General features: G+C 68.9%; 20 protein-coding genes and 1 pseudogene. 14 read left to right on the forward strand and 7 right to left on the reverse strand.

What is annotated here, in order from left to right; genetic code table 11:
• Nucleotides 1-126 precede the first annotated feature (126 nt).
• Nucleotides 127-2,841, reverse strand: coding sequence for an SdrD B-like domain-containing protein (locus ACFYY1_RS17960; RefSeq protein ID WP_388586144.1), 2,715 nt, complete (start codon nt 2,839-2,841; stop codon nt 127-129).
• Between the two features lie 630 nt (nt 2,842-3,471).
• Here ACFYY1_RS17960 and pcaC point away from each other — a divergent pair.
• From pcaC to ACFYY1_RS17975, 3 genes are read left to right on the forward strand one after another with little or no spacing between them, the layout of a single operon-like run.
• The gene (gene pcaC, locus ACFYY1_RS17965; RefSeq protein ID WP_388586146.1) at nt 3,472-4,749 is read left to right on the forward strand and encodes a 4-carboxymuconolactone decarboxylase; all 1,278 of its coding nucleotides are present in this window, start codon (nt 3,472-3,474) and stop codon (nt 4,747-4,749) included.
• Nucleotides 4,750-4,761: 12 nt separating this feature from the next.
• Nucleotides 4,762-5,418 carry an MBL fold metallo-hydrolase gene (locus ACFYY1_RS17970; protein WP_388586148.1) on the forward strand — a complete coding sequence of 219 codons (657 nt, stop codon included), beginning with the start codon at nt 4,762-4,764 and terminating at the stop codon, nt 5,416-5,418.
• 48 nt (nt 5,419-5,466) lie between these two features.
• Nucleotides 5,467-6,246 carry an exodeoxyribonuclease III gene (locus ACFYY1_RS17975; protein ID WP_388586151.1) on the forward strand — a complete coding sequence of 260 codons (780 nt, stop codon included), beginning with the start codon at nt 5,467-5,469 and terminating at the stop codon, nt 6,244-6,246.
• Nucleotides 6,247-6,384: 138 nt separating this feature from the next.
• Here ACFYY1_RS17975 and ACFYY1_RS17980 read toward each other — a convergent pair whose 3' ends face one another.
• Nucleotides 6,385-7,539 carry a Cmx/CmrA family chloramphenicol efflux MFS transporter gene (locus ACFYY1_RS17980; protein WP_388586153.1) on the reverse strand — a complete coding sequence of 385 codons (1,155 nt, stop codon included), beginning with the start codon at nt 7,537-7,539 and terminating at the stop codon, nt 6,385-6,387.
• Between the two features lie 554 nt (nt 7,540-8,093).
• Between ACFYY1_RS17980 and ACFYY1_RS17985 the strand changes: the two genes are divergently transcribed.
• From ACFYY1_RS17985 to ACFYY1_RS18005, 5 genes are all read left to right on the forward strand, one after another.
• Nucleotides 8,094-8,534, forward strand: a complete 441-nt coding sequence (locus ACFYY1_RS17985; RefSeq protein WP_388586154.1) for a DUF6278 family protein — start codon at nt 8,094-8,096, stop codon at nt 8,532-8,534.
• 157 nt (nt 8,535-8,691) lie between these two features.
• On the forward strand, nt 8,692-9,435 hold the full coding sequence (locus ACFYY1_RS17990; RefSeq protein WP_388586157.1) for an amino acid ABC transporter ATP-binding protein: 744 nt from the start codon (nt 8,692-8,694) through the stop codon (nt 9,433-9,435).
• A 14-nt stretch (nt 9,436-9,449) separates the two neighbouring features.
• Nucleotides 9,450-10,361 carry a glutamate ABC transporter substrate-binding protein gene (locus ACFYY1_RS17995; RefSeq protein WP_388586287.1) on the forward strand — a complete coding sequence of 304 codons (912 nt, stop codon included), beginning with the start codon at nt 9,450-9,452 and terminating at the stop codon, nt 10,359-10,361.
• A gap of 16 nt (nt 10,362-10,377) precedes the next feature.
• Complete coding sequence (locus ACFYY1_RS18000) at nt 10,378-11,022, forward strand: amino acid ABC transporter permease (RefSeq protein ID WP_351252843.1); 645 nt, start codon at nt 10,378-10,380, stop codon at nt 11,020-11,022.
• Complete coding sequence (locus ACFYY1_RS18005) at nt 11,019-11,891, forward strand: amino acid ABC transporter permease (protein WP_388586160.1); 873 nt, start codon at nt 11,019-11,021, stop codon at nt 11,889-11,891. The genes ACFYY1_RS18000 and ACFYY1_RS18005 overlap by 4 nt, the downstream gene beginning before the upstream one ends.
• Before the next feature lie 58 nt (nt 11,892-11,949).
• On the opposite strand, the pseudogene ACFYY1_RS18010 reads toward ACFYY1_RS18005, so the two are convergent.
• Together ACFYY1_RS18010 and ACFYY1_RS18015 are read right to left on the reverse strand one after the other, a co-directional pair.
• Nucleotides 11,950-12,357 (reverse strand): annotated as a pseudogene (locus ACFYY1_RS18010) (CocE/NonD family hydrolase C-terminal non-catalytic domain-containing protein); the annotation flags it as partial.
• A gap of 3 nt (nt 12,358-12,360) precedes the next feature.
• The gene (locus ACFYY1_RS18015) at nt 12,361-13,572 is read right to left on the reverse strand and encodes an Ig-like domain-containing protein (protein ID WP_388586163.1); all 1,212 of its coding nucleotides are present in this window, start codon (nt 13,570-13,572) and stop codon (nt 12,361-12,363) included.
• 289 nt (nt 13,573-13,861) lie between these two features.
• On the opposite strand from ACFYY1_RS18015, the gene murJ reads away from it, so the two are divergent.
• Complete coding sequence (gene murJ, locus ACFYY1_RS18020) at nt 13,862-15,517, forward strand: murein biosynthesis integral membrane protein MurJ (protein ID WP_388586166.1); 1,656 nt, start codon at nt 13,862-13,864, stop codon at nt 15,515-15,517.
• A 69-nt stretch (nt 15,518-15,586) separates the two neighbouring features.
• Here the strand turns inward: murJ and ACFYY1_RS18025 are convergent, their stop codons facing one another.
• Nucleotides 15,587-16,345 (reverse strand): dienelactone hydrolase family protein, encoded by a 759-nt coding sequence (locus tag ACFYY1_RS18025; protein WP_388586169.1) that lies wholly within the window; start codon nt 16,343-16,345, stop codon nt 15,587-15,589.
• A gap of 68 nt (nt 16,346-16,413) precedes the next feature.
• Between ACFYY1_RS18025 and ACFYY1_RS18030 the strand changes: the two genes are divergently transcribed.
• Complete coding sequence (locus ACFYY1_RS18030; RefSeq protein ID WP_388586172.1) at nt 16,414-17,277, forward strand: helix-turn-helix transcriptional regulator; 864 nt, start codon at nt 16,414-16,416, stop codon at nt 17,275-17,277.
• Here ACFYY1_RS18030 and ACFYY1_RS18035 read toward each other — a convergent pair.
• Nucleotides 17,268-17,669, reverse strand: a complete 402-nt coding sequence (locus ACFYY1_RS18035; protein WP_388586290.1) for a hypothetical protein — start codon at nt 17,667-17,669, stop codon at nt 17,268-17,270. The genes ACFYY1_RS18030 and ACFYY1_RS18035 overlap by 10 nt on opposite strands.
• 356 nt (nt 17,670-18,025) lie before the next feature.
• Here ACFYY1_RS18035 and ACFYY1_RS18040 point away from each other — a divergent pair, with 356 nt between their 5' ends.
• From ACFYY1_RS18040 to ACFYY1_RS18055, 4 genes are read left to right on the forward strand one after another with little or no spacing between them, the layout of a single operon-like run.
• Nucleotides 18,026-18,532, forward strand: coding sequence for an SseB family protein (locus ACFYY1_RS18040; RefSeq protein ID WP_388586174.1), 507 nt, complete (start codon nt 18,026-18,028; stop codon nt 18,530-18,532).
• Nucleotides 18,533-18,555: 23 nt separating this feature from the next.
• A complete protein-coding gene (locus ACFYY1_RS18045; protein ID WP_388586176.1) occupies nt 18,556-19,131 on the forward strand; it encodes a hypothetical protein in 576 nt (191 codons plus the stop codon).
• The gene (locus ACFYY1_RS18050; protein WP_388586179.1) at nt 19,131-23,771 is read left to right on the forward strand and encodes a putative T7SS-secreted protein; all 4,641 of its coding nucleotides are present in this window, start codon (nt 19,131-19,133) and stop codon (nt 23,769-23,771) included. The genes ACFYY1_RS18045 and ACFYY1_RS18050 overlap by 1 nt, the downstream gene beginning before the upstream one ends.
• Before the next feature lie 12 nt (nt 23,772-23,783).
• The gene (locus tag ACFYY1_RS18055; protein WP_388586181.1) at nt 23,784-24,413 is read left to right on the forward strand and encodes a hypothetical protein; all 630 of its coding nucleotides are present in this window, start codon (nt 23,784-23,786) and stop codon (nt 24,411-24,413) included.
• 160 nt (nt 24,414-24,573) lie between these two features.
• Here the strand turns inward: ACFYY1_RS18055 and ACFYY1_RS18060 are convergent, their stop codons facing one another.
• Nucleotides 24,574-25,317, reverse strand: coding sequence for a hypothetical protein (locus ACFYY1_RS18060; protein ID WP_388586183.1), 744 nt, complete (start codon nt 25,315-25,317; stop codon nt 24,574-24,576).
• Between the last annotated feature and the right edge of the window lie 90 nt (nt 25,318-25,407).

Consider the following 25,407-nt stretch of genomic DNA (forward strand, 5'->3'; position numbering starts at 1 on the left):
ATGCGGGAGGGCGGGTCCGCGAACCGCTGGTCCGCGAACCCGCCCGAACCGGCCCGGACGGTCATCCGTGCCGATCACCCCGATCCGGGGTCAGGGCCCGCTCGGCCCTGATCCGCCGAACCTGCGCTAGCGGTGCTGTGCCCTTCGCCTGCGCATCAGTACGACCAGTGCCGCACCGAGGCCCGTGAGCGCGGCACAGCCGGCCAGGGCCAGCGAAAGCCCCGCGCCCAGCCCGGTGGACGCCAGGCCCGAGTGGGACACGTGGCCGGGCCTGCCCGGTGATCCCTGGGCCTCCGGCCAACCCGGCTTGCCCGGCTTGCCCTGTCCATGCCCCGGCTTCGTCGGCTTCGGTGTCGGCTCGGTGGCGTGAAGCCGCCGGTTGACCGCTGTCACCGAGACCCCGTCGTCGAGGTTGTCGGAGGTCAGCACCAGCGGCCCGGACACGGGCTCGTCCGGTGCGGCGTAACCCGCGGGAGGCCTGACCTCCTGCCAGTAGTACGTGCCCGGCACGCCGGTGCCGCGGCAGATGCCGTCGGTCCGGGTGACGCAGGGCTTGCCGACCTTCGTGTCCGGGTCCTCCCCGGTGGTCTGCAGTCCGTCGGCGTCGTTCGTCTCCTTCCACAGCTGGAATTTCGCGTGGGCCAGCGCTCTGCCGTGCTCGTCGTGCTTGACCAGGCGCAGCTCGCCTTCCTGTTGTCGGAAGCCGAAGTCGTAGGTGTGGTCGTTCTCGCCGGGCCCGCCGGTGGTCAGCGACCGTTCCGGGAAGCGCGCGTCGCGCGGGACGATGCCCTTGGAGTCGATGAAGTGGTTGTCGCCGGCGTCCGCTCGGGTGGGCACCCACTGGTGGAGCGGACCGCCCTCGGCGTAGTCGGCCGGCTTGTCGAGGCGGATGGTGTACTTGGTCCTCGGCCGGAGACCTCCGGTGACATTGGAGTCGTCGAAGTAGTACTCGCCACGCGCCGTCGTCACGGTCGTCCCCACGAGCTTGCCCGACTCGTCGTACAGATGGACGGTCGCGCCCACGACCGGGCGCTGGCCCGGGTTCTGGATGCCCTTGCGCTCGGGGTCGTACCAGACCCGGTTGCCGATCTGGAGCGGGGCCTGGTCGCAGAGCACCTCCAGGTCGCCCATCGAGGCGCCTTTGCCGAACGGGGCCACGGCGCCCGGCGGGTTGAGGCGCAGGCCGAACTTCGGGTCCTGGGTGCCGTCGCGCTGGAGGAACGACGTGCCGTACCCGAGGGCGGTGTGGTTGGGGTCGAAGGCGGAGACCGCGATGGTGTTCTCGACCTTGGAGAGCGCCATGCCGGCGAACGCCGTGTTGCGGTGGCCACCCCAGCTGGTGTCGAAGAAACGGGTGCCCCGGGGGGAGAGCCCGCAGCCGTTGTTGGTGTCCATCACGTACATGTTGTCCGCCGGGCAGGCCTTGTTCAGGTCACCGCCCGACATGACGACGGCGGCGGAGCCCGGCGTGGGACCGGCCGGCGCGCGGTCGCCGAAGCGGTCGCGGAAGGCCAGCAGCATCGAGCCGTCGGACTCGAAGTCGATCTCGCCCACCTGCGGTTCGGGGTTGGCGATGGTGGAGTTGCCGCACGGGCGGCCGTTCTGCGAGTCGGGGTAGGTGTTCGTCCACGGGAACCAGCCCGCGCCGTCGCACGGGCCACCGCCAACGGTGGACTGACGCGGGTAGTCCAGCGGCTGGTCCAGCACCGGCTTGCTGAACGCCCCGGTGCCGAGGTCGAAGGGCATGACCACGGCGCGCAGGTCCGAGAGCTTCCCGGTGGACTCGCCGGAGCACACCCCGCCGACGTAGCCGACGCCGTCACGCAGACCGAGGCCGAACGGGCGCCAGTCCGCCGCCGCCGGACAGCCCGGATCCGGGATGGTGGCGACGGACTCGGGTGCCGCCGCGGTCGCCGCCGTGGCGTCGTAGCGGTAGAGCTTGCGGTTGTTGAGGTTGACGACGAACAGGTCCTTGCCGTCTTCGGTGATCTTGATGCCGCCCAGGCTCTCCTTGCCGGGCGCGTCGAGGAAGGCGTCGTCGGTGCCCTCGCCGTGCTCCGTCGTCCCCGCGTCCGGGACGACGGTGAACAGGGTGGTCGACTTCTGCGCGCTGTCGGTCACGTAGATGCCGCCGGCGCCGCCCGGACCGTAGTCCGTGGTGCGCTTGGCGAGTGCCGAGGAGAACACCCGCTTGTCGGCCTTGTTCCACGCGATGCCGAAGAGCGTGCCGGTCTCGGCGTCGGTGGCGATGTTCGTGACGTCGACGTCGACGCCGTCCTGGCCGCGTGCGCTGTAGGGGAACGAGACCAGCGTGCGCTGGGCCTTGCCCTCGCGCGTGGCGGGCTGACAGGTCGTCATCAGCGGTGCGTTCTTCTGGCAGTAGTCACCCGGACTCCAGAGCCCGGTGGTGTACGCCACGTTCTTCCCGCCGGAGAGGTCGACGAACTCCTCGTTGCTGCTCAGCTGGTTGGGCGCACCGTCCAGCCCCTGGCGCGAGGCGAAGGCGGGGAACAGCGCTCCCGGCTTCGGATTCACCACCTGCACCCGGTACCTGCCGCCGCTGGGCCCGTCCGCCGCCGGGGTGAGCGTCACGGTGCCGTCGGCCGCGGTGACCCCCTCGATGCCGGTCCCGGCGTCGTCGGTGAGGGTCACCCTGACGCCCGCGATGCCCGGTTCCAGCGCGGGGGTCCACACTCCGGTGTTGTCCACGGCCCGGATCACCCGGACCGTCACCGCCCCGTCCCCCGCCTGCGAGTGCGCCACGGGCGCCGCGGCTAACGAGCCGCTACCGATTCCGAGGGCGAGCGCGGCCAGGGAACCGACGGTACGGCGACCGGGCATGCCCGGCCTCCGCCGACGCGTCCCGGGCGCGGCTCCCTTCACTTCTTCATTCGTTGATTTCATCTCCTGCTCTCAGTGTTCAGAAGGACCTGAGGCCCTGCCAGTGAGGGAATACATAGAGATGCGGAGAACCGCCTTTACACGGATCTTAGAAGGGCTTCGGGCAAGATCATGGAGGAATGGTGAACTCGTCCGCCGCTGAATCTCCATGTGGCCGCCCCCGGTCGCGTCGCGGGCGAAGTATCGAAACAGTGAGCGAAATTCGCACTCCTGTCTCATTGGTCACTGTGACGCCGACGCCCTCCTGGTTCCGGCCGGGCTCGGCGGGTGTCCGCGCCGTGGCGGCCAGGTGCCCGACCCTTCGCCCGGGATAATCCCCAGCGCTTGCCGGGCCGCCGCAATGCTTCCCGTTCCGCCCCGGACGGCTCGAATGCGTGCGGGACTTCACCGCGCTTTCGCCAACCGGGTGGTCTGTCCGCGCAAGGGGATTCACCAGATCATTTCGAGGCCGCTCCCAATGAATCCGGTCCGGCCGGCAGTGCATGCGTCCGTGCCGCCGCGGCTTGTCCGGCGGAAGACGGCGACACCCCCGGCGACGTGAGATCCCGTGCGCTATGGGAGCGTGAGCGGGTGAGTGAGACAACGACTGAAACCCTGCAATACCGCTTTGACGGGCCGGACGACGCGCCGATCCTGGTCCTGGGCCCCTCCCTCGGGACCTCGTGGCACATGTGGGACCGGCAGATACCGGAGCTCACCCAGCACTGGCGGGTCTTCCGCTACGACCTCCCGGGCCACGGCGGCGCCCCCGCCCACCCCGCCACCGCCATCGCCGACCTCTCCGACCGGCTGCTCGCCACCCTCGACGGCCTCGGCGTCCAGCGCTTCGGGTACGCGGGCTGCTCCATCGGCGGTGCGATCGGCGCCGACCTCGCGCTGCGCCATCCGCAGCGGGTCGCCTCGCTGGCCCTGGTCGCCGCCTCGCCCCGGTTCGGCAGCGCCGACGAATTCCGCCAGCGCGGAGTGGTCGTGCGCACCAACGGTCTGGAGCCGATGGCCCGCACCGCGCCCGAGCGCTGGTTCACCACCGGGTTCGCCGCCGCCCAGCCGGCCATCGTCGACTGGGCCGTCCAGATGGTCCGCACCACCGACCCCGGCTGCTACATCGCCGCCTGCGAGGCCCTCGCGGCCTTCGACGTCCGCGGCGAACTCGGCCGCATCGGCGTCCCGACCCTCGTCCTGGTCGGCGCCGAGGACCGGGTCACCGGACCGGGCGACGCACGCATCCTGGTCGCCGGCATACCGGACGCCCGGCTCGCCCTCGTACCCGGCGCCTCGCATCTGGCCCCGGTCGAGCAGCCCGGGGCCGTCACCGATCTGCTGCTCACCCACTTCTCCTCGGCCTGGCAGGACACCCTCGCCGCCATCCCCGCCCCGTCCGTCATCCCCCAGCTCTCCGCGCCCGTGCTGCCCGTCGCGGAGATCACCGCCGCCACACCGCAGCCCGACCCCGGGACCACCGGACGCGCCGACCCGCACGAGCGCGGCATGAAGGTGCGCCGCGAAGTGCTGGGCGACGCCCACGTGGACCGGGCCACGGCCTCCTCCGACGACTTCACCGAGGACTTCCAGGAGCTGGTCACCCGCTACGCATGGGGCGAGGTGTGGACCCGGGAGGGGCTGGACCGCCGGACCCGCAGCTGTGTCACGCTCACCGCGCTGGTCGCCTCCGGCCGCCTGGAGAGCCTGGCCGCGCATGTCCGGGCCGCCCTGCGCAACGGCCTCACCCCGGCCGAGATCAAGGAGGTGCTGATGCAGACCGCCGTGTACTGCGGGGTGCCCGCCGCCGGCGCCGCCTTCACCGTCGCCCAGACCGTGATTCAGGAAGAAACGAGGCCGCGCCCGTAGCAGGATGGGCCCATGAACGCCGTGAATCCCATGCACCTGACACTGACCAAGAAGACGCACTCCTGCATCCGGCTGGAGAAGGACGGGCAAACGCTCGTCATCGACCCGGGCGGCCTCTCGGAGGAGGACGCGGCCGTGGGCGCCGACGCGATGCTGGTGACGCACGAGCACTTCGACCACTTCGACGAGGGACGGCTGCGCGCCGGCATGGAGGCCAACCCGGCCGCCGAGATCTGGACCCTGCGCAGCGTCGCCGACCGGCTCACGGCCGCCTTCCCCGGCCGCGTCCACACCGTCGGCCACGGCGACACCTTCACCGCGGCGGGCTTCGACGTACAGGTGCACGGCGAGCTGCACGCGGTGATCCACCCGGACATCCCGAGGATCACCAACATCGGCTTCCTGGTGGACGGTTCGCTCTTCCATCCGGGCGACGCGCTCACCGTCCCCGACCGGCCGGTCGACACCCTGATGCTCCCGGTGATGGCCCCCTGGAACAAGATCTCCGAGGTCATCGACTACGTACGCGAGGTCAAGCCGCGCCGCGCCATCGACATCCACGACGCGCTGCTCGCCGATCTCGCCCGCCCGGTCTACGACCACCAGATCGGCAGCCTCGGCGGTGCGGACCACGGCCGGCTGGCCCCGGGGGACTCGACGGGACTGTGACCGGCGCCGGTCCGGCGGCTGTCAGTGCCAGCCGCTAGGTTTACGTACATGCGCATCGCCACCTGGAACGTCAATTCGATCACCGCCCGGCTCCCGAGGCTGCTGGCCTGGCTGGAGAGCACCGGCACGGATGTGCTGTGCATCCAGGAGACCAAGTGCGCCGCCGAGCAGTTCCCGGCGGACGCGCTCCGCGAGCTCGGCTACGAGTCCGCGGTCAACGCCACCGGGAGATGGAACGGCGTGGCGCTGGTCTCCCGCGTCGGCCTGTCCGACGTCGTCAAGGGACTGCCGGACGGCCCGGACTACGAAGGGGCGCAGGAGCCGCGGGCGATCTCCGCGACCTGCGGCCCGGTCCGGGTCTGGTCGGTCTACGTGCCCAACGGCCGCGAGATCGAGCACGCGCACTACGCGTACAAGCTGCGCTGGTTCGAGGCCCTGCAGAAGTCGGTCGCCGCGGACGCCGCGGGCTCGCAGCCGTTCGCGGTGCTGGGCGACTTCAACGTGGCCCCGACCGACGAGGACGTCTGGGACCCGGCCCTGTTCGAGGGGGCCACGCATGTCACCCCCGCCGAGCGCGCCGCCCTCGCCGCGCTGCGCGAGGAGGGGCTGTCGGACGTCATGCCGCGCCCGCTCAAGTACGACCGCCCTTACACCTTCTGGGACTACCGGGAGCTGCGCTTCCCGAAGAACAAGGGCATGCGGATCGACCTGGTCTACGGCAACGCGCCCTTCGTCGCGGCGGTCGAGGACAGCTATGTGGACCGTGAGGAGCGCAAGGGCAAGGGCGCGTCCGACCATGCCCCGGTGGTCGTGGACCTCAGTATCTGAGGATCTGCTGTCCGAGGTCCGTTGTCAGTGGTGGCCGCTAGCGTGGTTCCTGTCCTTATTCCGCTTGCTGGCTGCTTGCTGTGAACGGGACGGCCCCGCCCGTTCAGCGCCGGGCGGGGCTCCATCCGTCGCGGCCGGTCAGGCGGTGGCGCTGCGGCGCACGCCCAGGGACGCCCCGGCGGTGCCCAGTGCCAGGACCATCAGCAGGGCGCTGACCCACAGCGGCGACCGGAAGCCGAGGCCCGCGCCGATCGCCAGCCCGCCCAGCCAGGGGCCGAGCGCGCCACCCACATTGAACGCGGCCGTGGCGAACGAGCCGGACAGCGTCGGCGCGTCGGCCGCCAGCCGGAACACCCACGAGATCAGCGCGGTACCGGTACCGAACGCCAGCATCCCCTGGACGAGGACGAGCGCCACCGTCGCGAACGGGCTGCCCGCCGTCAGCGCGAATCCGGTCCAGCCCACCGCCAGCGCCACCAGACCGGCCGCGGTGAAGGCGACCGGCCGCAGATCGACGAGCCGGCCGGCGGCCGTGACGCCGATGAACGAGCCCAGCCCGAACAGTGACAGCAGACCGGGCACCCAGGCGGCGGTGAGCCCGGTGACACGGGTGGCGAGCGGCTCGACGTAGGAGAACGCGCAGAACGTCGCCCCCTGCACCAGGGCACTGGTCAGCAGGGTCAGCAGCAGCCGCGGACCGGTCAGGGTCCGCAGCTCGACGCTCGCGGGGGCGGGGGCGGACTCGGGACGTCCCGCCGGAACGGTCCTGGCGATCACGAGGACGGCCGGTACGGAGACCAGGGCCACGGCCCAGAACGCCGACCGCCACCCCCAGTGCCCGCCCAGCGCCGCGCCGGCGGGCACCCCGGCGACACAGGCGATGGTGACGCCCCCGACCACCACCGAGGTGGCGCGGGCCCGGGCCTCGGGCCCGACCATGGAGACCGCGGTCACCAGGGCCACCGCCCAGAAGCCCGCGTTGGCCAGCGCCCCGACGACCCGCGTCGCGAGGAGCAGCCCGTAACCGGGTGTGAGTGCGCCGATGACATGGACGGCGCTGAAGACACAGAGGAAGAACACCAGGGCGCGGCGGCGCGGCCAGTTCCGGCTGAAGAGCGCCATCAGCGGCGCCCCGACGATCATCCCGATCGCGAAGGCCGAGGTCAGCAGCCCCGCGGTGGGGATGGAGACGTGCAGGTCGGCGGCGATGTCCGAGACCAGCCCGGACAGCATGAATTCGGATGTGCCCTGGGCGAAGACGGCGAGCCCGAGCGCGTAGACGGCGAATGGCATGAAGGAACCCCATGGACGACTGACGGATGGACCGGACAAGGGGTGTGGGCCCGCACCCGCCCGTCATGACAGGCGGCGACGCGGAAGAACGTCCGGAGTGCTCAGGGACGTGACCGGCGGCGCGGCAGGCGCCGGAGCCGGGGAATCCGCGCACGGTGGAACCAAAAACGGTTCACTAGCGCGGAGGGAGGAGCGCAGCCCACACGGCTGGGGTCCTGCGGCTGCGGGCCGGTGGGAATCGCCCCGGGCCGGTACGCGGCGTCACGGGAGCGATTCGACGGCGGATCAGCCACCGGCGGACCGGTGGTTAGCCTCTGTCGGACTCGGGGCTGGACGTGATCGCGAAGCTACCAGCCCGGATCGCCCCGCCTCCACCCCTTTTCCCGCCGCGACCGCCCGGAACCGCCCCGCAACCGCCCCGGAACCGTGCCGGGGCGGTGGTACGCGGCGCGTGCGGAGGCGCGCGAGCGGGCGCCCGCCCCGGATTCAGCACTCGAACGACAGGCCGCGTGCCCTGTGGTGCGCACCACAGGAGGGATGCGACCCTGAGTGGTATGAACATCCCTTTCTTGGACAACTGGCGTAAGCGTCATGACGGTGCGCGGGAGGCGGGGCTCGCGGCCGCGGCCGCGGCCGATCCCGATGGCGTGGCCGAGCTCCTCGCCGAGTGCGAGCTGCTGCGTGTCCGGGCGGGGCAGCGCGGGCTCGAACTCGACGACAGCCCGGCCTCGTTGGCGGCTCTGGACCAGTTGCCGCCACGCTGGCGGGACGACCCCGAGGAGCTGCCCTGGCTGGGCAACGACGCGGGGCTGTACCTCGGGACGGTCCTGGTGCGGAACGTTCCCGGCGCGGTCTGGAGCATCTGGCCGAGCGGGCAGCCCGTGGTGCGGCTCGCCTCCGGGCGGGAGATCGACGTGGTCGAGGCCGGGCTGGACTGGGCGATGGCGGGCAGCCCCGAGCTCTCCCAGGTCTATTCGGAGTCGGCCGAGGGGTAGAGCCGCCCCGGCGACCGGACTCCCGCGGCCATGGACTCCCATGGCAATCAGATAAGAAGGCTTATGCCCCATTTGTGCGTGTCGGGGGCGAAGTCCCTTTCCAGGCTGGATAGTTTGCGCTGACCTCGACACAAGCGAAAAGTGGGTAGGGCAGCGTATGGCCGTCGATCCGTTGATCGAGCTGCGGGACGTCAACAAGTACTACGGACAGTTGCACGTGCTGCAGGACATCAATCTCACCGTCGGCCGCGGGGAGGTGGTGGTGGTCATCGGCCCCTCCGGCTCCGGCAAATCGACCCTGTGCCGGACCATCAACCGGCTGGAGACGATCGAGTCCGGCCGTATCGCGATCGACGGCAGACCCCTCCCCGAGGAGGGGAAGGGGCTGGCCCAGCTCCGGGCCGAAGTGGGCATGGTCTTCCAGTCGTTCAACCTGTTCGCGCACCGGACCGTGCTGGCCAATGTCTCGCTCGCCCAGCTCAAGGTCCGCAAGCGGAAGAAGGACGAGGCGGACCGGCGCTCCCGTGAACTGCTGGAGCGGGTCGGACTGGCCTCGCAGGCCGACAAGTTCCCCGCCCAGCTCTCCGGCGGCCAGCAGCAGCGCGTGGCCATCGCCCGCGCCCTCGCCATGGACCCCAAGGCGCTGCTCTTCGACGAGCCCACCTCGGCGCTCGACCCGGAGATGATCAACGAGGTGCTGGAGGTCATGCAGCAACTCGCCCGGGACGGCATGACGATGGTCGTCGTCACCCACGAGATGGGCTTCGCCCGCTCCGCCGCGAACCGTGTCGTCTTCATGGCCGACGGACGCATCGTCGAGGACCGCACTCCCGACGCGTTCTTCACCGCTCCCGAGAGCGACCGCGCCAAGGACTTCCTGTCCAAGATCCTCAAGCACTGACGGGAGGCTCCGTGTTGCGTACGAGAAGAGTTCTGGCCGCCTGCGCCGGCCTCCTGCTGGCCGTGCTCGCCGCCGGCTGCGGCAAGGAGGGCAGCCCGCCGGTGAAGGGCCCCAAGCCCGAACAGCTGCCGGTCTACAAGGTCGACACCGCCTTCCGGCTGCCCGCCTCGCCGACCTGGACGAAGGCGAAGAAGCGCGGCTACCTCCGGGTCGGGGCCAAGGAGGACCAGCCCTACCTGGGCGAGAAGGACCCGGCCACCGGCGTCTACTCCGGCTTCGACATCGAGATCGCCAAGATGATGGCGGCCTCGCTCGGCTTCGACCCGAAGACGATCCGCTTCAAGACCATCGCCTCCGCCAACCGCGAGACGGCGCTGCAGAACGGGCAGATCGACTACTACGTCGGCACCTACACCATCAACGACATGCGCAAGAAGCTCGTCGGCTTCGCCGGTCCCTACTACATGGCCGGACAGGGCCTCCTCGTCCGCACCGACGAGCACGACATCAACGGCCCGCAGGACCTGGCCGGCAAGACGGTCTGCTCGGCCGCCGGGTCGACCCCGTACCAGCGCATCGCCGCCGACTACCCGAAGGCGATCCTGGTCGCCTACGACACGTACTCGATCTGCGTCGACAACCTGCTGACCTACCAGGTCGACGCCGTCACCACCGACGACGCCATCCTGCTGGGCTTCGCGGCCAAGGCGCCCGAGGAGATGAAGGTCGTGGGCAAGCCGTTCTCCCAGGAGCCGTACGGCATCGGCGTCCCGCGCAGCGACAACGCGTTGCGGTTCGCCCTGAACGACGCCCTGGAGGCGAACGAGAAGAACGGCAACTGGAAGAAGGCGTTCGAGGCCACGCTCGGCCTGTCCGGGGTGCCCGCGCCGACGCCGCCGCCCATCGACCGCTACCCGGCCACCTGAGAGGGGGGCACCGACCATGGACGTACTCACCGAGAATTTCTCGCTCTACGGCAAGGGCTTCCTGGGCACGGTCGAACTGACCGTCTACTCCTCGATCCTGGCCCTGGTCCTCGGCTTCATCATGGCCTCCTTCCGGGTGGCCCCCGTCGGCTCGCTACGGGTGCTCGGCACGGTCTGGGTGACGGTGCTGCGCAACACCCCGCTGACCCTGCTCTTCTTCGCGGTGCTGCTCGGACTGCCACGCTTCGGCCTGGTCCTTCCCTTCCAGGTCTTCGCGGTCCTCGCGCTCGGCTGCTACACCTCCGCGTTCATCTGCGAGGTGCTGCGCTCGGGCATCAACACCGTGCCGACCGGGCAGGGCGAGGCGGCCCGCAGCCTCGGCATGACCTTCGGCCAGACGCTGAACACCGTGGTGCTGCCCCAGGCGTTCCGGTCGGTGATCCCGCCGGTCGGCTCCACGCTCATCGCCCTCGCCAAGAACTCGGCGATCGCCGGGGCCTTCAGCGTCACCGAGCTGCTCGGCACCTACAAGACCCTCAACGAGTTGGGCTACAGCATCATCTGGACCTTCGTCTGGATCGCCGTCGGCTACCTGATCATCACCCTGTCCATCAGTGCGCTCTTCAACGTGATGGAGAAGCGCTGGGGAGTCGCCCGATGACCACCCGCACCGCGCCGTCCGCCACCGCGCTCTACGACATCCCCGGCCCGGCGACCCGCAAGCGCCATCTCCTGTACGGGATCGTCTCGACGGCCCTGATCCTCGCCCTGCTGGGCTGGATCGTCTATCTGCTCTTCGACACCGAGCAGTTCACCAGCGCCAAGTGGACGCCCTTCACGTACAAGGGAATTCAGGAACTGCTGCTGCGCGGACTGGGCAACACCCTCAAGGCGTTCGCGTACGCCGCGGTGCTCTCGCTCCTGCTCGGCGCGGTGCTCGCGGTGGGCCGGCTCTCCGACCACCGGGCGGTGCGCTGGATCGCGACGCTGTTGGTGGAGTTCTTCCGGGCCATGCCCGTGCTGGTGATGATCTTCTTCATCTTCGTGGCGCTGAAGGTGCAGCCGCTGCCCGCCCTGGTCACCGGTCTGACCCTGTACAACGGCTCGGTGCTCGCCGAGGTGTTCCGCACCGGGATCGTCTCGGTGGAGCGCGGCCAGTCCGAGGCGGCGTACGCCCTGGGGCTGCGCAAGACACAGGTCACCACGTTCGTACTGGCCCCGCAGGCGGTGCGTGCCATGCTGCCCACCATCATCAGCCAGCTGGTCGTGGCGCTGAAGGACACCTCGCTCGGCTATCTGATCACCTACGAGGAGTTCCTCCACGCGGGCAAGCTCATCGCGTCCAACCTCGACTACGATCTTCCCTTCATCCCGGTGGTGATGGTGATCTCGCCGATCTACATCGGGATGTGCATGCTGCTCTCCTGGTTCGCGACCTGGGTGGCCAAGCGGGAACGGCGCAATCCGAAGATGCAGGCCGTGAAGATCGCACCGGCCGAACCAGGAACGCTGCTGCCGGGAGTGCAGTAGCCGGGGCCGCCGCCAAGCGGTTCCAGCGGAGCGGTACCCACCCGGCAGCAGTCGGTGATCACTTCTCGCGCAACGGCACGGACAGGTACGACGGGTCCGCCGGGGACGAGGAGAAGGTCAGCTGCGATCCGGGCGGGTCGTGCTCGACGCAGAGGGGGTCGACGGTGTCGATCACCAGGGTGAGACGGTGACCGGCCGGAACGCCGTAGACGGTGGAGAACAGCTCCAGGTCCACGGGGAACGGCCGGCCCGGCGTCCGCCCGTGGAAGGTATAGGGGGCGTTGCTGACCAGCGTGCCGAGTCCGAGCGGCCCTTCGTCGTGGAAATACGCGACGAAGGTGCCGCTCTCCTTGTTCGGGCTCACCGTGGTGTGGAGCTTCACCGTGCGACGGGATCGGCCGGCCGCGGTGCGCGACCACGGTGTCGACAGCCGCCGGATCCGAGGCGGAAGGCCCGGTGTCCCGGCCCGCTACAACGCGCTCTTCGCCTGCCAGTCCGCCCACGACACGTTCCACGCCCCGTACCCGTTGCCCTCCGCGACCGTGCCCTTGGCGTCCGCGCCGGTGATCTCGAACGGGTCACCGACCCGCACCTGTCCGTACAGTGCACCGGCGTCGGCGTCGCTCATCCCGACACAGCCCGAACTGCGGTTGGCCACCCCGAAGTAGCCCGCGTTCCACGGCGCCGCGTGGGCGTACATCCCCGACCAGGTCAGCCGCATCGACGAGTCGACCATCTTGTCGTAGGCGTCGCCGAGGCCGACCGTCTCGGAGCGCATGTTGATCGTGCCCTCCTTGGACATCAGCACGGCGGTCCCGCGCCAGGACGCCTTCTCGCCGCCGGGGGTGCCGGCCGACATGGGCACGTCCATGACGGTCCTCCCGTCCCGCTTCAGCGCCAGCCGGTGGCGGTCCAGGTCGACCTCGACGACCTGGTCGGCGCCGATCGTGAAGGTGGTCCGGTAGTCGCGCACGAACCAGCCGCCGGACGGGCCCGAGTCGATGCCGTTGAGATCGGCGTCGAGCGTGACCTTCGTCCCGGGCTTCCAGTACTCCTTGGGCCGCCAGTCGACGCGGTCCTTGCCGGAGTAGTCCTGCAGCCAGCCCCAGGAGCCCTCGGTGTCGTTCGAGGTGGAGACCTTCAGGGCCTTCTCCACCGCCGCCCTGTCCTTCACCGGGTTGTCGAAGACCACCGACAGCGGCTGCGCGATGCCGACGGTGGTGTTTTTGCCCGGTGCCAGCGTCAGCTTGTTGACCTTGTCGGCGGCGGCGGTGGTGAAGCCGGCCTTGGCGCTGCCGCCCTCGGTGTTCTTCGCCACGACGTCGTACGTGGTGCCGGGGGCGGCCGCCCGGTCCGACGTCCAGGTCCTGCCGTCGGCGGATATCCGGCCGGTGAGTGCCGCGCCCCCGTCCGCGCGCACCGTGACCGTCCCGAGCCTTCCGTTGTCGAGCGTCACCTTCACCGGTGTGCCCGGGGCGGCCTGGCCGCCCCGCAGGTTCACCGAGATCCTGGCCTCCGAGGACGCCGCCGCGCCGCCCTTGTCCGACTCCGGGCCCGAGGCGGCGGCACCGGAGCAGGCGGTGAGCAGGGCGCCGAGCGCCGCGGTGCCGGCGACCAGGGCGAGCCGGACCGGGCGGCCGGGCGGTGCGGTGCGGCGTACGGGCCGACGTGCAGCGATCAACGGAAAAACCTCCAAGGCATTGCTTCTCGCCGAGGGAGAGGGACACATCCGGTGCCGGGTTCCGCAAATCACCTGAAAACCGGAAATGCCCTCTGTGACATGCGCCTCAGCGGTCCGTTCGCACGCGTGGCCGGCGGCTCCGCGCCGGATTGTCCGGAGCGTCCGGTGCGAAACCCGGCGCGGGGTACTCTCCACCCCTTGACCCCGACGACCGCGAGTGGGAGACACCGGTGGGCAGAACGGCGAACAACACCTTGTACGGGGCGTTCCGGGCGCACCGGGCCCGCCGGTGACCGCCGCCGAAGCGACCCCCACGACGGCCGCGGGCCAGGAACCCCGGTCGGTGCTGCGCAACGGCGCCGTGATGGCGGCCGGCTCCGTCGTCTCCCGGGCGACCGGCTTCATACGCTCGGCGGTCGTCGTCGCCGCACTCGGCACCGGGCTCCAGGCCGACGGCTACAACGTCGCCAACACCGTGCCCAACATCCTCTACACCCTGCTCATCGGCGGCGCGCTCAACGCCGTCTTCGTCCCCGAACTGGTGCGCGCGGCGAAGAACCACGCCGACGGCGGAGCCGCGTACACCGACCGGCTGCTCACCGTCTGCACCCTCGGCCTGATCGCCCTCACCGGCCTCACGGTCCTCGCCGCCCCGTGGATCGTCTCGGTCTACGCCCCCGGCTACCACGGCCGACAGGCGGACCTGACCGTCGCCCTGGCCCGCTACTGCCTGCCGCAGATCCTCTTCTACGGACTGTTCACCCTCCTCGGGCAAGTGCTGAACGCCCGGGGCCGGTTCGGCGCGATGATGTGGACCCCGGTCCTCAACAACGTGGTGATCATCGCCGTGTTCGGGCTCCATCTGAGCATTGCCGCAGGCTCCGACGGGGCACTGACCGCGGACCAGGCCCGGCTGCTCGGCTGGGGCACGACGGCCGGGATCGTCATCCAGACGCTGGCCCTGGTGCCCGCGCTGCGCGCCGCGGAATTCCGCTGGCGGCCCCGGTTCGACTGGCGGGGCAGCGGCCTCACCAGGCCGCTGCGCGCGGCGGGCTGGCTGGTCACGCTCGTGCTGACCAACCAGATCGCCTACTGGGTGGTGACCCGGCTCTCCACCACCGTCGGCCAGCGCGCCGACGACATGGAACTCGCGGGCGGCGCCGGCTACACCGCGTACAGCTACGCCTTTCAGCTGTGGGTGGTCCCGCACGGCATCGTGACCGTCTCGCTCGTCACCGCGCTGATGCCCCGGATGAGCCGGGCGGCGGCCGACGGCGACCTGCCCGGTCTGCGGCGCGACGTCTCGTACGCCCTGCGCACCTCGGCGGCGGCCGTGGTGCCCGCGGTGGCCCTGCTGTTCGCGCTGGCGCCGTGGGTGATGGGAGCGGTGTACGGGTACGGGCGCACCGACGACGCGGACATCGACGCGATGGCGGGCATGATGATGGCGTTCGCGCCCGGACTCATCGCCTACTCGGGGCAGTACGTGCTCTCCCGGGCGTTCTACGCGATGGGCGACACCCGCACACCGTTCTTCCTCAACCTGGTGATCGCGGCGCTCAACGCCGGGCTCTCGGTCGCCGCGTACCTGCTGCTGCCGGTCCGCTGGGCCGTCACGGGGATGGCCGGTGCCTACTCCGTCGCGCTGTTCGCCGGCTTCGCCGCCACCGCGTACGTGCTGCACCGCAGGGTCGGCGGCGGCGCGGCCGCACCGCTGCGCTCGCCCGCGCTGTGGGCGCAGCTCCGGCTGGTGGTGGCGGCCGTGCCCGCCGGTCTTCTCGGGTACGTCGCCGCGCGGGCGTGTGCGGGGTACGGGGACTTCGTGGCGGTGGGCGCGGGCACCTTCGTGCTGCTGTTCACCGTGGCGCTGCTGGCCCGGCCGCTGCGGTTGCGGGAGGTCGCTGCCGTGCTGGCGGCGGGGCGGCGGCGGCTGCGGCGGGCCTGAGCCCGCCGACGGGGACTCCACCGCATCGGAGCCGTACGCCCGCGAGTCGACCAGGTGTTGTCGCCGTGGTCAGTGTCCGGCGCTGGTCAGCAGCGCGTGGACGCGACGCCAGGCGTCGGCGGACGTGGTGGGGTCGGTGTGGAGAAATCCGTGTCCTACGCCGGGGTGGACGACCATCTCGTGTCGTATGCCGGCCACCCGCAGTGCGTCGGCGATCTCTCGTTGCTCTGCGGGCGGGACGACGTGGTCTTCCTCGCCGACGAGGAAGAGGAGGCGCCCGGTGATTTCCGGGGGCAGTGACAGTGTCGGCTCGGGGCAGCCGATGGGGATATCGGTGGTCGGCAGCCAGCCGCCGTAGAAGACGACTGTTGCGGCGAGGGCGAACTCCGTGGCCGAGAGGTAGGCGATGTGACCGCCCAGGCTCAGCCCGACCATGCTGACGGATTCGCTGTCGGCTTGGTGGAGATGGTCGATGGCGGCGCCCACGTCGCTGAGAACCGTGGCACGCGTCATCAGCCCCAGCAGCTCGAAGCCCCGCTCCCGGCCTGCGGCGTCGCGAGGGAGTTCGCTTCCGGGTGCGGTCTGGTGGTGGAAATCCGGCGCGAGTGCCACGAACCCGAGCTCCGCGAGGCGGTCGCACACGTCGCGGACAGCGGCGTCGACTCCGAAGAGTTCCATGCCCACCAGGACACCCGGGAACTGACCGGGAGCCGTTGGCCGGGCCACGTAGGCCCCCATCGGCGGCCCGTCGCCCACCGGGACGTCGATGTGCTCGGCGCGGACGGCATACGGCCTGGTCCTGTCGACGTTTGTGTTCCTGACGTTCATGGCGCCAACGTAGCCACGGCCTGGAGTGGTATCCACAGGATGTTTTTCCCAGTAACGGAAGTACCAGGATGGCTCAGTCCACGAGCCGGGCGAGTGAGCTGGGACAGTTGCTCCGCTCCCGGCGCGAGCAGCTCCAGCCCACCGATGTCGGTCTTCCCGCCGGTGCTCGACGCCGCACCCGCGGTCTGCGTCGGGAAGAGGTGGCCCAGCTCGCGGCCATCTCCTCGACGTATTACACCTACCTGGAGCAGGCCCGCGAGGTGCGCCCCTCCCGCCAGGTGCTCGACACGCTCTCGGCGGCCCTGCGGCTGGACGCCGCCGAGCGGAGCCATATCCACGAACTCGTGCATGGAGCCCCGCCCGCCGAGACGTCCGCTGCCGCTGAAACGCTTTCATCCGCCGTCTTCTCCCTCGTCGACCGGCTCGATCCGTGCCCGGCCTATGTCACCGGCCGGTGTTGGGACGTGCCGGCCTCCCACCGGGCCGCCCGCGCATTGTGGACCGACTGGCCCGCCCGGCCACCGGAGGCCCGCAACCGGCTCTGGTGGATGTTCACCGACCCCGGTGCCCGGCAGATGATGGTCGACTGGCCTGCTGAGGCATCCGCGCTGCTCGGCCGATTCCGCGCGGCCGTGGCACGGTACCCCGGCGACCCCGGCTTCAGCGCCTCGCTCGACCGCCTGCACGCGGCGAGCCCCGAGGTGAGGAATTGGTGGCCACAACACAGGATCGTGCCCCTGAGTTCCGGCACCAAGCGGCTGCGCCATCCCGAGCTCGGAGAGATCGAGTTGGAGCACGTCGTGCTGCAACTCGCCGACGATCCCGAGCGGAAGCTGGTCACGTTCAACGCCACCGACCAGCTTCGGGCTCGGATCTCCCAGCTGCCGCAGATGGGCCTCGGCCCACTTCCCGAGCCGACCGCTCAGTCATGAACGTTGCGATCGTTCCGGCCTTGGTGCGCCATCTCGTCAGGGTCTCGAAGCCGAGGCGGTCCCTTCCTGGCCCGTGTCCAGTGCCCCGCACCGTAGTGGCCAAGCCGCGCGGTGACGGATCCGGGGCCATGCGGACCCCGTGCCCATGACCGGTGGTCGAGGCGTCGCCGGGAGCTCAGCCCGTCGACCGTGCGAGTTGCGTAGGGCCGGTATGGGGGCTGTGCGCCGCGGGTCACGTCGGCGACGAGCTCCACCACGTCGAGGTCGTACGCCTGCGAGTTGACCACCTTCATCAGCAGACAGAAGGTGTTGTTGTTGTGCTTGCGGGCCAGCTTCTCGTAGTTCTCGCTGCTGCCCTGGGCCAGTTCGCCGGGGGCCGACGATATGCACAAGCAGTGCATCGATGGCTATGGCGACCACGGCCTGCTCGACCACCTCCTCGTGGTCTGCCGTCCCGTCTGGCGCGATGACTGAGTACGGTGCGTATCGGAATTCCCGGAGGACTTCCGTGACCTTCTGGGCGTGATCGGGAACCCTCTCCAAGAGATCCAGGCGGGCCTTGGTGAATCCCCACCCTGAGCATGCCCCAACGCAATACGACCGGGCCATCGGTGAGCCCGTTCGCCGCTACGAACGTGCCCGGAGCGGCGAGCGGGTCAACCACGTCGAGAGGACGAGTCCGGACCGTGGCTGGCTGTCCAATTTTGTTCATTGCTATTGAAAAGCATGCCGTGACAGCATTCGACGCGTGTTCGATAACGGGGATGACATGGCGGAGCCACCTGTCCGGCGCTCAGGGATCGCCGACTTGGTCGACTGGCCTGCTTCTGAGGTGCCGACGGCACTGCGTGAGGTGCCGGAGCCGGTCCCGGTCATGGTGCCGGAGCGTGATCCGGTGGTGGTGGCTCGGCGTGAGTTTGCTGTTTTGCTGGGGGAGTTCCGGCGTACGGCGGTGCTGGTGCCGCTGGATGGTTCGGGGGACTTGTGGTCGGCGGAGCAGGGTGGGGTCCGGTGGATCTGTGCGTTCTCGGACGAGGTGGCGTTGGCGCGGTTTGCGCGGGCTCGGGGTGATGCGGGGCGGGAGTGGGTGTATCGGGCGGTGTTGGGTGCGCGGTTGCTGGATGTGATGGTGCCGTTGTTGCCGGGGCCTGCGGGGGTGGCGCTGGATGCGGGCGGTGAGGACGGGGTGTTGTTCCCGCCGGTTGTGGGGATCGTGCCGGATTCGGTGGCGGTGGATCTGGGGGGTGTGGGGTGAGCGGGGACGGGTCTGATCTTCGTGTGCCGCCTGAGGCGTTGGCCGCGATTGCGAAGGGGATCGATCTGGCGCATGCCGAGCTGAAGGATCTCGGGATGGTCGGTGAGGCTTCGGCGGGCCGTGGTTTCTCGGATCTCGGCTTGTCGGGGCTGGAGTTGGGGCATGGCGGGCTCGCGGCGGCGTTCGAGACGTTTTGTGATCGCTGGGAGTGGGGTGTGCGGGCGTTGACGCAGAGGGGCAACAAGTTCGCTGTGGGGGTCGGGTTGTCGGCGGGGTCGTTCGCGGAGCATGAGCAGTACGTCAAGGACTCGTTCAAGATCGGTGTGAATTCGCTGAACGGGAATCCGCACCTGTCCGAGGACGAGGTCAAGGAGATGAGCTGGGACACGGTCCGGAGCCAGTCGATGTATGACAACCCGGACTTCAGCGCGGCGTCGGCGCTGCGGGCGAAGGAGGACGTGGACCAGGTCTGGCGGGAGACCGGTGCCGAGGTGGGGATCGGGGGGCCGGATCCCACGGGGAGTGCCTGGACGGTGGATCCGGGCTTGCGGGAGGCGGTTGCTGAGGCCGAGCGGTCGGAGCGGGGGCAGGGGGACTGATGGTGGACTGGGGGAGGCTCGGGGACGGGCTGGTCGACGGGGCCGGTCATCTGCTCGGCAAGGGCAAGGAGCTGGCCGGCGAGGCCGTCGACACCGGCACCGGCATGCTGGGTGCGGGCCTGGACAAGGTCGGCGCTGACGGGTGGGCGGACGCGGTCGAGGACTGGGGGGATGAGACCGCGTCCTCGCTGGGGGCGGAGGTCGGTGAGAAACAGCTCGGCCAGAGTGAGGAGGCGGACGAGCTGATCCATGGCAGGCCGGAGAAGATCGCTGCCACGGTGAAGAACCTCCGTGATTTCCAGCGGGCGTTCGATCTCGTCGGCGGCGGGATGAAGAAGCTCGACTCCGGCCACTGGAAGGGGGAGGCCGCCGACACGTTCCGGAAGTATTTCGAGACCCTGCCGACCGACTGGCTGCGTGCGGCGGACGCGTTCGAGGACGCGGCCAGGGCGCTGGAGACGTACGCGCGGACGGTGACCGGTGCTCAGGGCAAGGCCCGGGAGGCCATCGCCCTGTACAAGGAGGGCAAGCAGGACTACGAGACCGCCGCCGCCGAGTTCCGGCAGAAGGCGCAGGCGTACAACGCGGTCCGCAACACCGACCACCCACTGCCGCATCCTGGAGAGTTCTCCGATCCGGGGCTGGCCAAGCGGCAGCTTGCGCAGGAGATGCTGCAGCTTGCGCGGCAGACACGCAACGAGGCGGCCGAGACAGCCAAGGGCGTGGTCTCCGCGGCGATGGCACACGCACCGAAGGAACCCAACGGCCTGGACCGCCTCAAGCGGGAGGCCTACGACCACGCCCTGGGCCAGGGCATCGAGCTCGCCCACATCAGCGGCGGGATCGTCAAGGGCGGCGCGGGGCTGGTCAACTTCGTCCGTTCGGTCAACCCGATGGATCCGTACAACCTGACCCACCCGGCCGACTACTACACGGGCGTCCACACCACCCTCGCCGGCCTCGTCTCCACCGCGGCCAACCCCGACCGGGCCCTCAAGACCGCCTGGGACTCCGCCAAGGGCGACCCCTCCGAATTCATCGGCCGCCTCGTACCCGAAATGATCGGCACCAAGGGCGGAGGGCTCACGCGAGGAGGTTTGCGCAACGGCCTGAAGCATGGCGTCGAGCCCCACTCACCGGGACCAGGGCGCACGGGAGTCGAGGTTCCCACGCAGCATTCGCGGATCGAGAGGGCACCGGAACGAGACCCCTCAGACCCGGTCGACCCGGCCACGGGTGCAATGTACCTGCCGCAGACCGACATCGTCCTGCCTGGCACACTCCCGCTCGTCTTCCGCCGTCGTGCCGCCTCCGACTACCGGGCAGGACGCTGGTTCGGCCCGTCCTGGGCATCCACTGCGGACCAGCGACTGGAAATCGACTCCGAGGGCGTCGTCTTCATATCCGAGGACGGCCTGCTGCTCTCCTACCCCCACCCCGCACCCGGCGTCCCGGTCCTGCCCAGCCACGGTCCGCAATGGCCACTCGACCTGACCCTCGACGGCGACTACACCCTGACCGACCCGGACACAGGCCGCGTCCGGCACTTCACCACCCTTCACGGCACCGAAGCAGTGCTCACGCAGATCGACGACCGTAACAGCAACTGGATCACTTTCGAGTACACCGAGTGCGGCACACCGACATCGATCGTTCACCACGGCGGCTACCACCTCAAACTCACCACCCACGAGGGGAGAATCACCGCTCTGCACCTCGCAGGCGGCGCGGCTGACGGAGCCGATCAGCAGATCCTGGCCTACGGCTACACCGACGGCCACCTGACCCACATCACCAACTCCTCGGCCCTGCCCCTGCGCTTCACTTACGACGAACGCGCCCGCATCACCTCCTGGAGCGACACCAACCACAGCCGCTACGACTACACCTACGACGCCCGGGACCGTTGCATCGCGGAAAGCGGCACCGAAGGCCACATGGCGCTGAGCCTGGACTACGACGGCACCGACCCCACCACGGGACTGCGCGTCACAACGGCGACCACGGGCACCGGCGCCATCCACCGATACCTGATCAACGACGCGCACCAGATCGTGCAGGAGATCGATCCGCTGGGCGCGGTCACCAGGCTGGAACGCGACCGCCGCAACCGGCTGCTCTCCCGTACCGATCCGCTCGGCCGCACCACCCGCTTCGCCTACGACGCAGCAGGGAAGCTGACCAAGACGATCCGTCCCGACGGCCGTGAGAGGTCTGCCCGGTACAACGACTTTCGACTGCCCGTCCGTGTCACCAACCCGGACCGCACCGTGGTCCGGCACGAGTACGACGAGCGCGGCAACCACACCACGGTCACAGACCCGACCGGCGCCGTGACTCGCACCGCCTACAACGAGGCCGGTCATCCGACGTCCGTGACGGACGCACTTGGCAACACGACTCGAATACGCAGCAACTCGGCCGGACTGCCTGTCGAGATCACCAACCCACTCGGCGCCACCACCCGCATAACCCGTGACGCCTTCGGCCGGCCCATCGCTCTCACCGACGCCCTTGGCGCCGTGACCCGCCTCGGATGGAATGTCGAAGGCAAACTCTCTTTCCGCACCGATGCAGACGGAACCACACAGTCCTGGACCTACGACGGCGAGGGCAACTGCCTGACCCATACCGATGCCATGGGTGCCGTCACCCGCTTCGAGTACACGCACTTTGACCTCCTGGCCGCCCGCACCGGCCCGGACGGCGTGCGCTACGAGTTCGCCCACGACCGTGAACTCCACCTGACTCAGGTCCTCAACCCGCAGGGACTGACCTGGAGCTACACCTACGACCCGGCCGGGCACCTCATATCCGAGACTGACTTCGACAACCGCACCCTCAACTACGAACGCGACATTGCGGGTCGTCTCACCGCCCGTACCGACGTCCTGGGCCAGACCATCCGCTACGAACGGGACGACCTCGACCGCATCGTCTCGAAGAACGCAGACGGTGCGGTGACCACCTTCGCCTACGACCTCACAGACCAACTGGCCGAGGCCATCAACGCGGACGCCACTCTCACCTACCTTCGTGACCGCTATGGCCGGCTCGTCTCCGAGACCGTCAACGGCCGGAGGATGACGTACGAGTACGACCGGCTCGGACGCCGTACCGGCCGTACAACCCCCAGCGGCGCGGTCAGCACCTGGAACTATGACGCGGCAGGACGGCGCACCTCACTTACTGCTTCCGGGCGGGTCCTCACTTTCGAACACGACGCCGTGGGCCAGGAGACGGCCCGCCACATCGGCGACCGCGTAAGCCTGACCTCTCAGTACGACATCATGGGCCGCCTCACCACCCACTGTGTCACCGGTCCGGACGACCGCAGCATCCAACGCCGCGACTACACGTACCGTGCCGACGGCCACCTCACTGGCCTCACCGACCTACACTCCGGGCCGAAAACCTTTGAGCTTGACACGGCCGGCCGGGTTACCGCCGTCCAGGCCCGGGGCTGGACCGAGCGCTACGCCTACGACGAGGTGGGAAACCAGACCGAAGCCTCCTGGCCGGAGAAGCACCCCAGCCGGGAGGCAACCGGCTGTCGCTCCTATTCCGGCACCACGATCACCCGCGCCGGCAACGTCCGCTACGAGCACGACGCACTCGGCCGCATCACCCTTCGTCAGAAAGCTCGTCTCTCCCGAAAACCGGACACGTGGCGTTACGAGTGGGATGCCGAGGATCGCATGCGCTCGGTCACCACGCCTGACGGAGTGGTATGGCGCTACCAATACGACGCCCTTGGGCGCCGGATAGGTAAACAGCGTCTCGCAGACGATGGCCACACAATCCTGGAACAGGCAGCGTTTACATGGGACTTCGGCACGCTCTGTGAGCAGACCGCCGCCGCTCAAACATCACCCAACAGTCTCACTCTGACATGGATTCACGATGGTCCGCGCCCGCTCACTCAATCGGAAAGAGTATCGACTCTCGATGGTGCGCAGGAGGTCGTCGACGAACGCTTCTTTGCGGTAGTTACAGACGTTGTCGGTTCAGCCGTCGACCTGGTCGACGAAAGCGGAGAATCCTCATGGCTTACCCGAAGCACCATCTGGGGGCAAACGGTATGGCATAGGGAGAGCAAAGCCTACACACCCTTGAGACTTCCCGGGCAGCAGTTTGATCCGGAAAGCGGGCTCCATTACAACGTCCATCGATATTACGATTGCGAAACAGCGCGCTTCATCACTGTGGACCCGTTGGGTCTCAGTCCTGCACCCAACCCCAGTTCATACGTCCCGAACCCCTATCGAGAGATTGACCCGTTTGGCCTGTCTCCCTATAGTAAGATTCTTTATCATGGGACACCAGAATGGAAAGGTGTGGTGTTCTCGCTCGATCCTGACACTTATGTCAAGCGTCCATACACGCCGAGTTCGGGTATTTACTTGACGGATGATTTCGGTCGGGCGGCCACGCAATATGCTGGCCCCAGTGGAACGGTCGTACGGGTCGAAGTGCCTGCGTCCAAGGCCGAATCCTGGCTCCGGCTGCACGAAGGTCCCGCAGGTAACTTACCGGAGTATTTTGTTAGCCATGTCGACGATGTGAAGTTGCTCAACGAGAACATCTCTTTTCTTCCGCAGCGGGAAGCTATTGTTCAGCACTTCATGCAAATGTTCTGAGAAGAGGGAAGTGTGGGAAATATTCCGGAAGATGCCAGGGTTGCTCTGGCGCGCGAGATTTTTGGCCCCCTGGGGGGCATCGTCGAAATGGGTGCGGTGGTCGATTTTGAATTCCCTATTCCACTCGACCGTGTCTCTGTCGGGAGTTTTGTGCAGCGAAATTGCGCCGTTCTGGATAGAATCCTGCAAGTTGCGCAGGAGGTCGGTGGTTTCTCTGATTCGACGATGGCCTCGGTGGATGAGCTCGGTTGGCATCGAGACCACGAAGTGACGGCGCCTTCCCTGCTGTTGTGGTCCGGCGGTATCGAGGAGTTTTCTTCAAATCTCGAAAATCCCTGGTCGGTGCGTCGAATGGTTGAGGCCGGGTGTGACCTGCAATTGGTGAGGCTCCTGCACGCCTTCGTGGGTGCGGCTGTGGCCAGAGGGCAATTCGGTACTGCGCTGTCCGAACTGATCATTGAAGCGATCCGTGCAGCGGCCGGCCTGGTCGGAATGCGAGATTCCGGGGTGATGCGGGACACGTATCGCATGTGGCGTGTCGCTCACCTTCCGACCGTGTTGATGCCCGGTTCCGGGTGTCCTGACGAAGTCAGGAACGGCTACAGGTCGTTCGCGCACACGATTGAACGTCTCCATTCGTGACCCTGTCCGGTCGGCTTCCGCGCTCCGATGCCCTGGGGCGGGCCATCCCATCCCGCGCCTTACCTGTCTCAGGTGTTGACCCTGTTCTCCCGAAGCTATGGCGAAGACGGCATGGGCCTGTTCGGCGGCTGCGGCGGGCCTGAGCCCGCCGCCGGGGAGCTCAGCCCGTCGCCCGGTGCGAGTTGCGCGGGGGCGGTACGGGGGTCTGCGCGGCGCGGGTCACGTCGGCGACGAGTTCCACCACATCGGGGCCGTACGCCTGCGAGTTGACCACCTTCAGCAGCAGGCAGAAGTTGTTGTTGCCGTGCTTGCGGGCCAGCTTCTCGTAGTTGCGGGCCAGGTAGCGGGAGGCCGCCTGGTTGGTGATGGCCTGCTGTCCGCAGAACAGGAAGACCGGCCGGGCGTCCTGACCGGCCGTCAGCCGTGCGAGCACCACGTATTCGGCGACCCCCTTCTCGACCCGGTAGCGCTCCGAGCCGATCTGGAAGGCATTGCGGTCGGGGCCGGGTTCGGGGTCGGTGTTCACCTTCACCCCGGGCAGCAGGGAGTGGAGGTGGGCGGCCATCCGGCGGTTGGAGACCGGCCCGCCGACGCAGAACTCGGTGCGCTCGCCGATGCCCTGCTGCGAGATGTCGTGGGACAGGATCTGCGCGTGTGCCGAGCAGTCCTTGATCAGCGCGGAGAGTTCCAGCAGGGCGAAGACGTCGTGGCGGTGGACCGAGCCGTCGCCGCTCGCGTCGCGGTTGACGACGAGCAGGCACTCGGAGTTGCCGGGCAGGCCGAAGAAGGCCTGCTTGCGGCGGAGTTTGCGGCGCCAGAGATAGGTGCGGGCGAGCCAGCCCAGGGAGGCGCTGATGCCGGCGGCTATCACGCCCAGCAGGATATTGCGTACGTCGTCGGTCATGGGCGGGCATGTTAGCTGGCATTCGGTTCCGGCTTCACGGCGGACCTGACGGGGCGGGCGGCTCGGCGTTACCCTGCGCGGACGATCCAG

The sequence above is a fragment of the Streptomyces sp. NPDC001890 genome (assembly GCF_042891445.1).
Classification (GTDB): Bacteria; Actinomycetota; Actinomycetes; order Streptomycetales; family Streptomycetaceae; genus Streptomyces.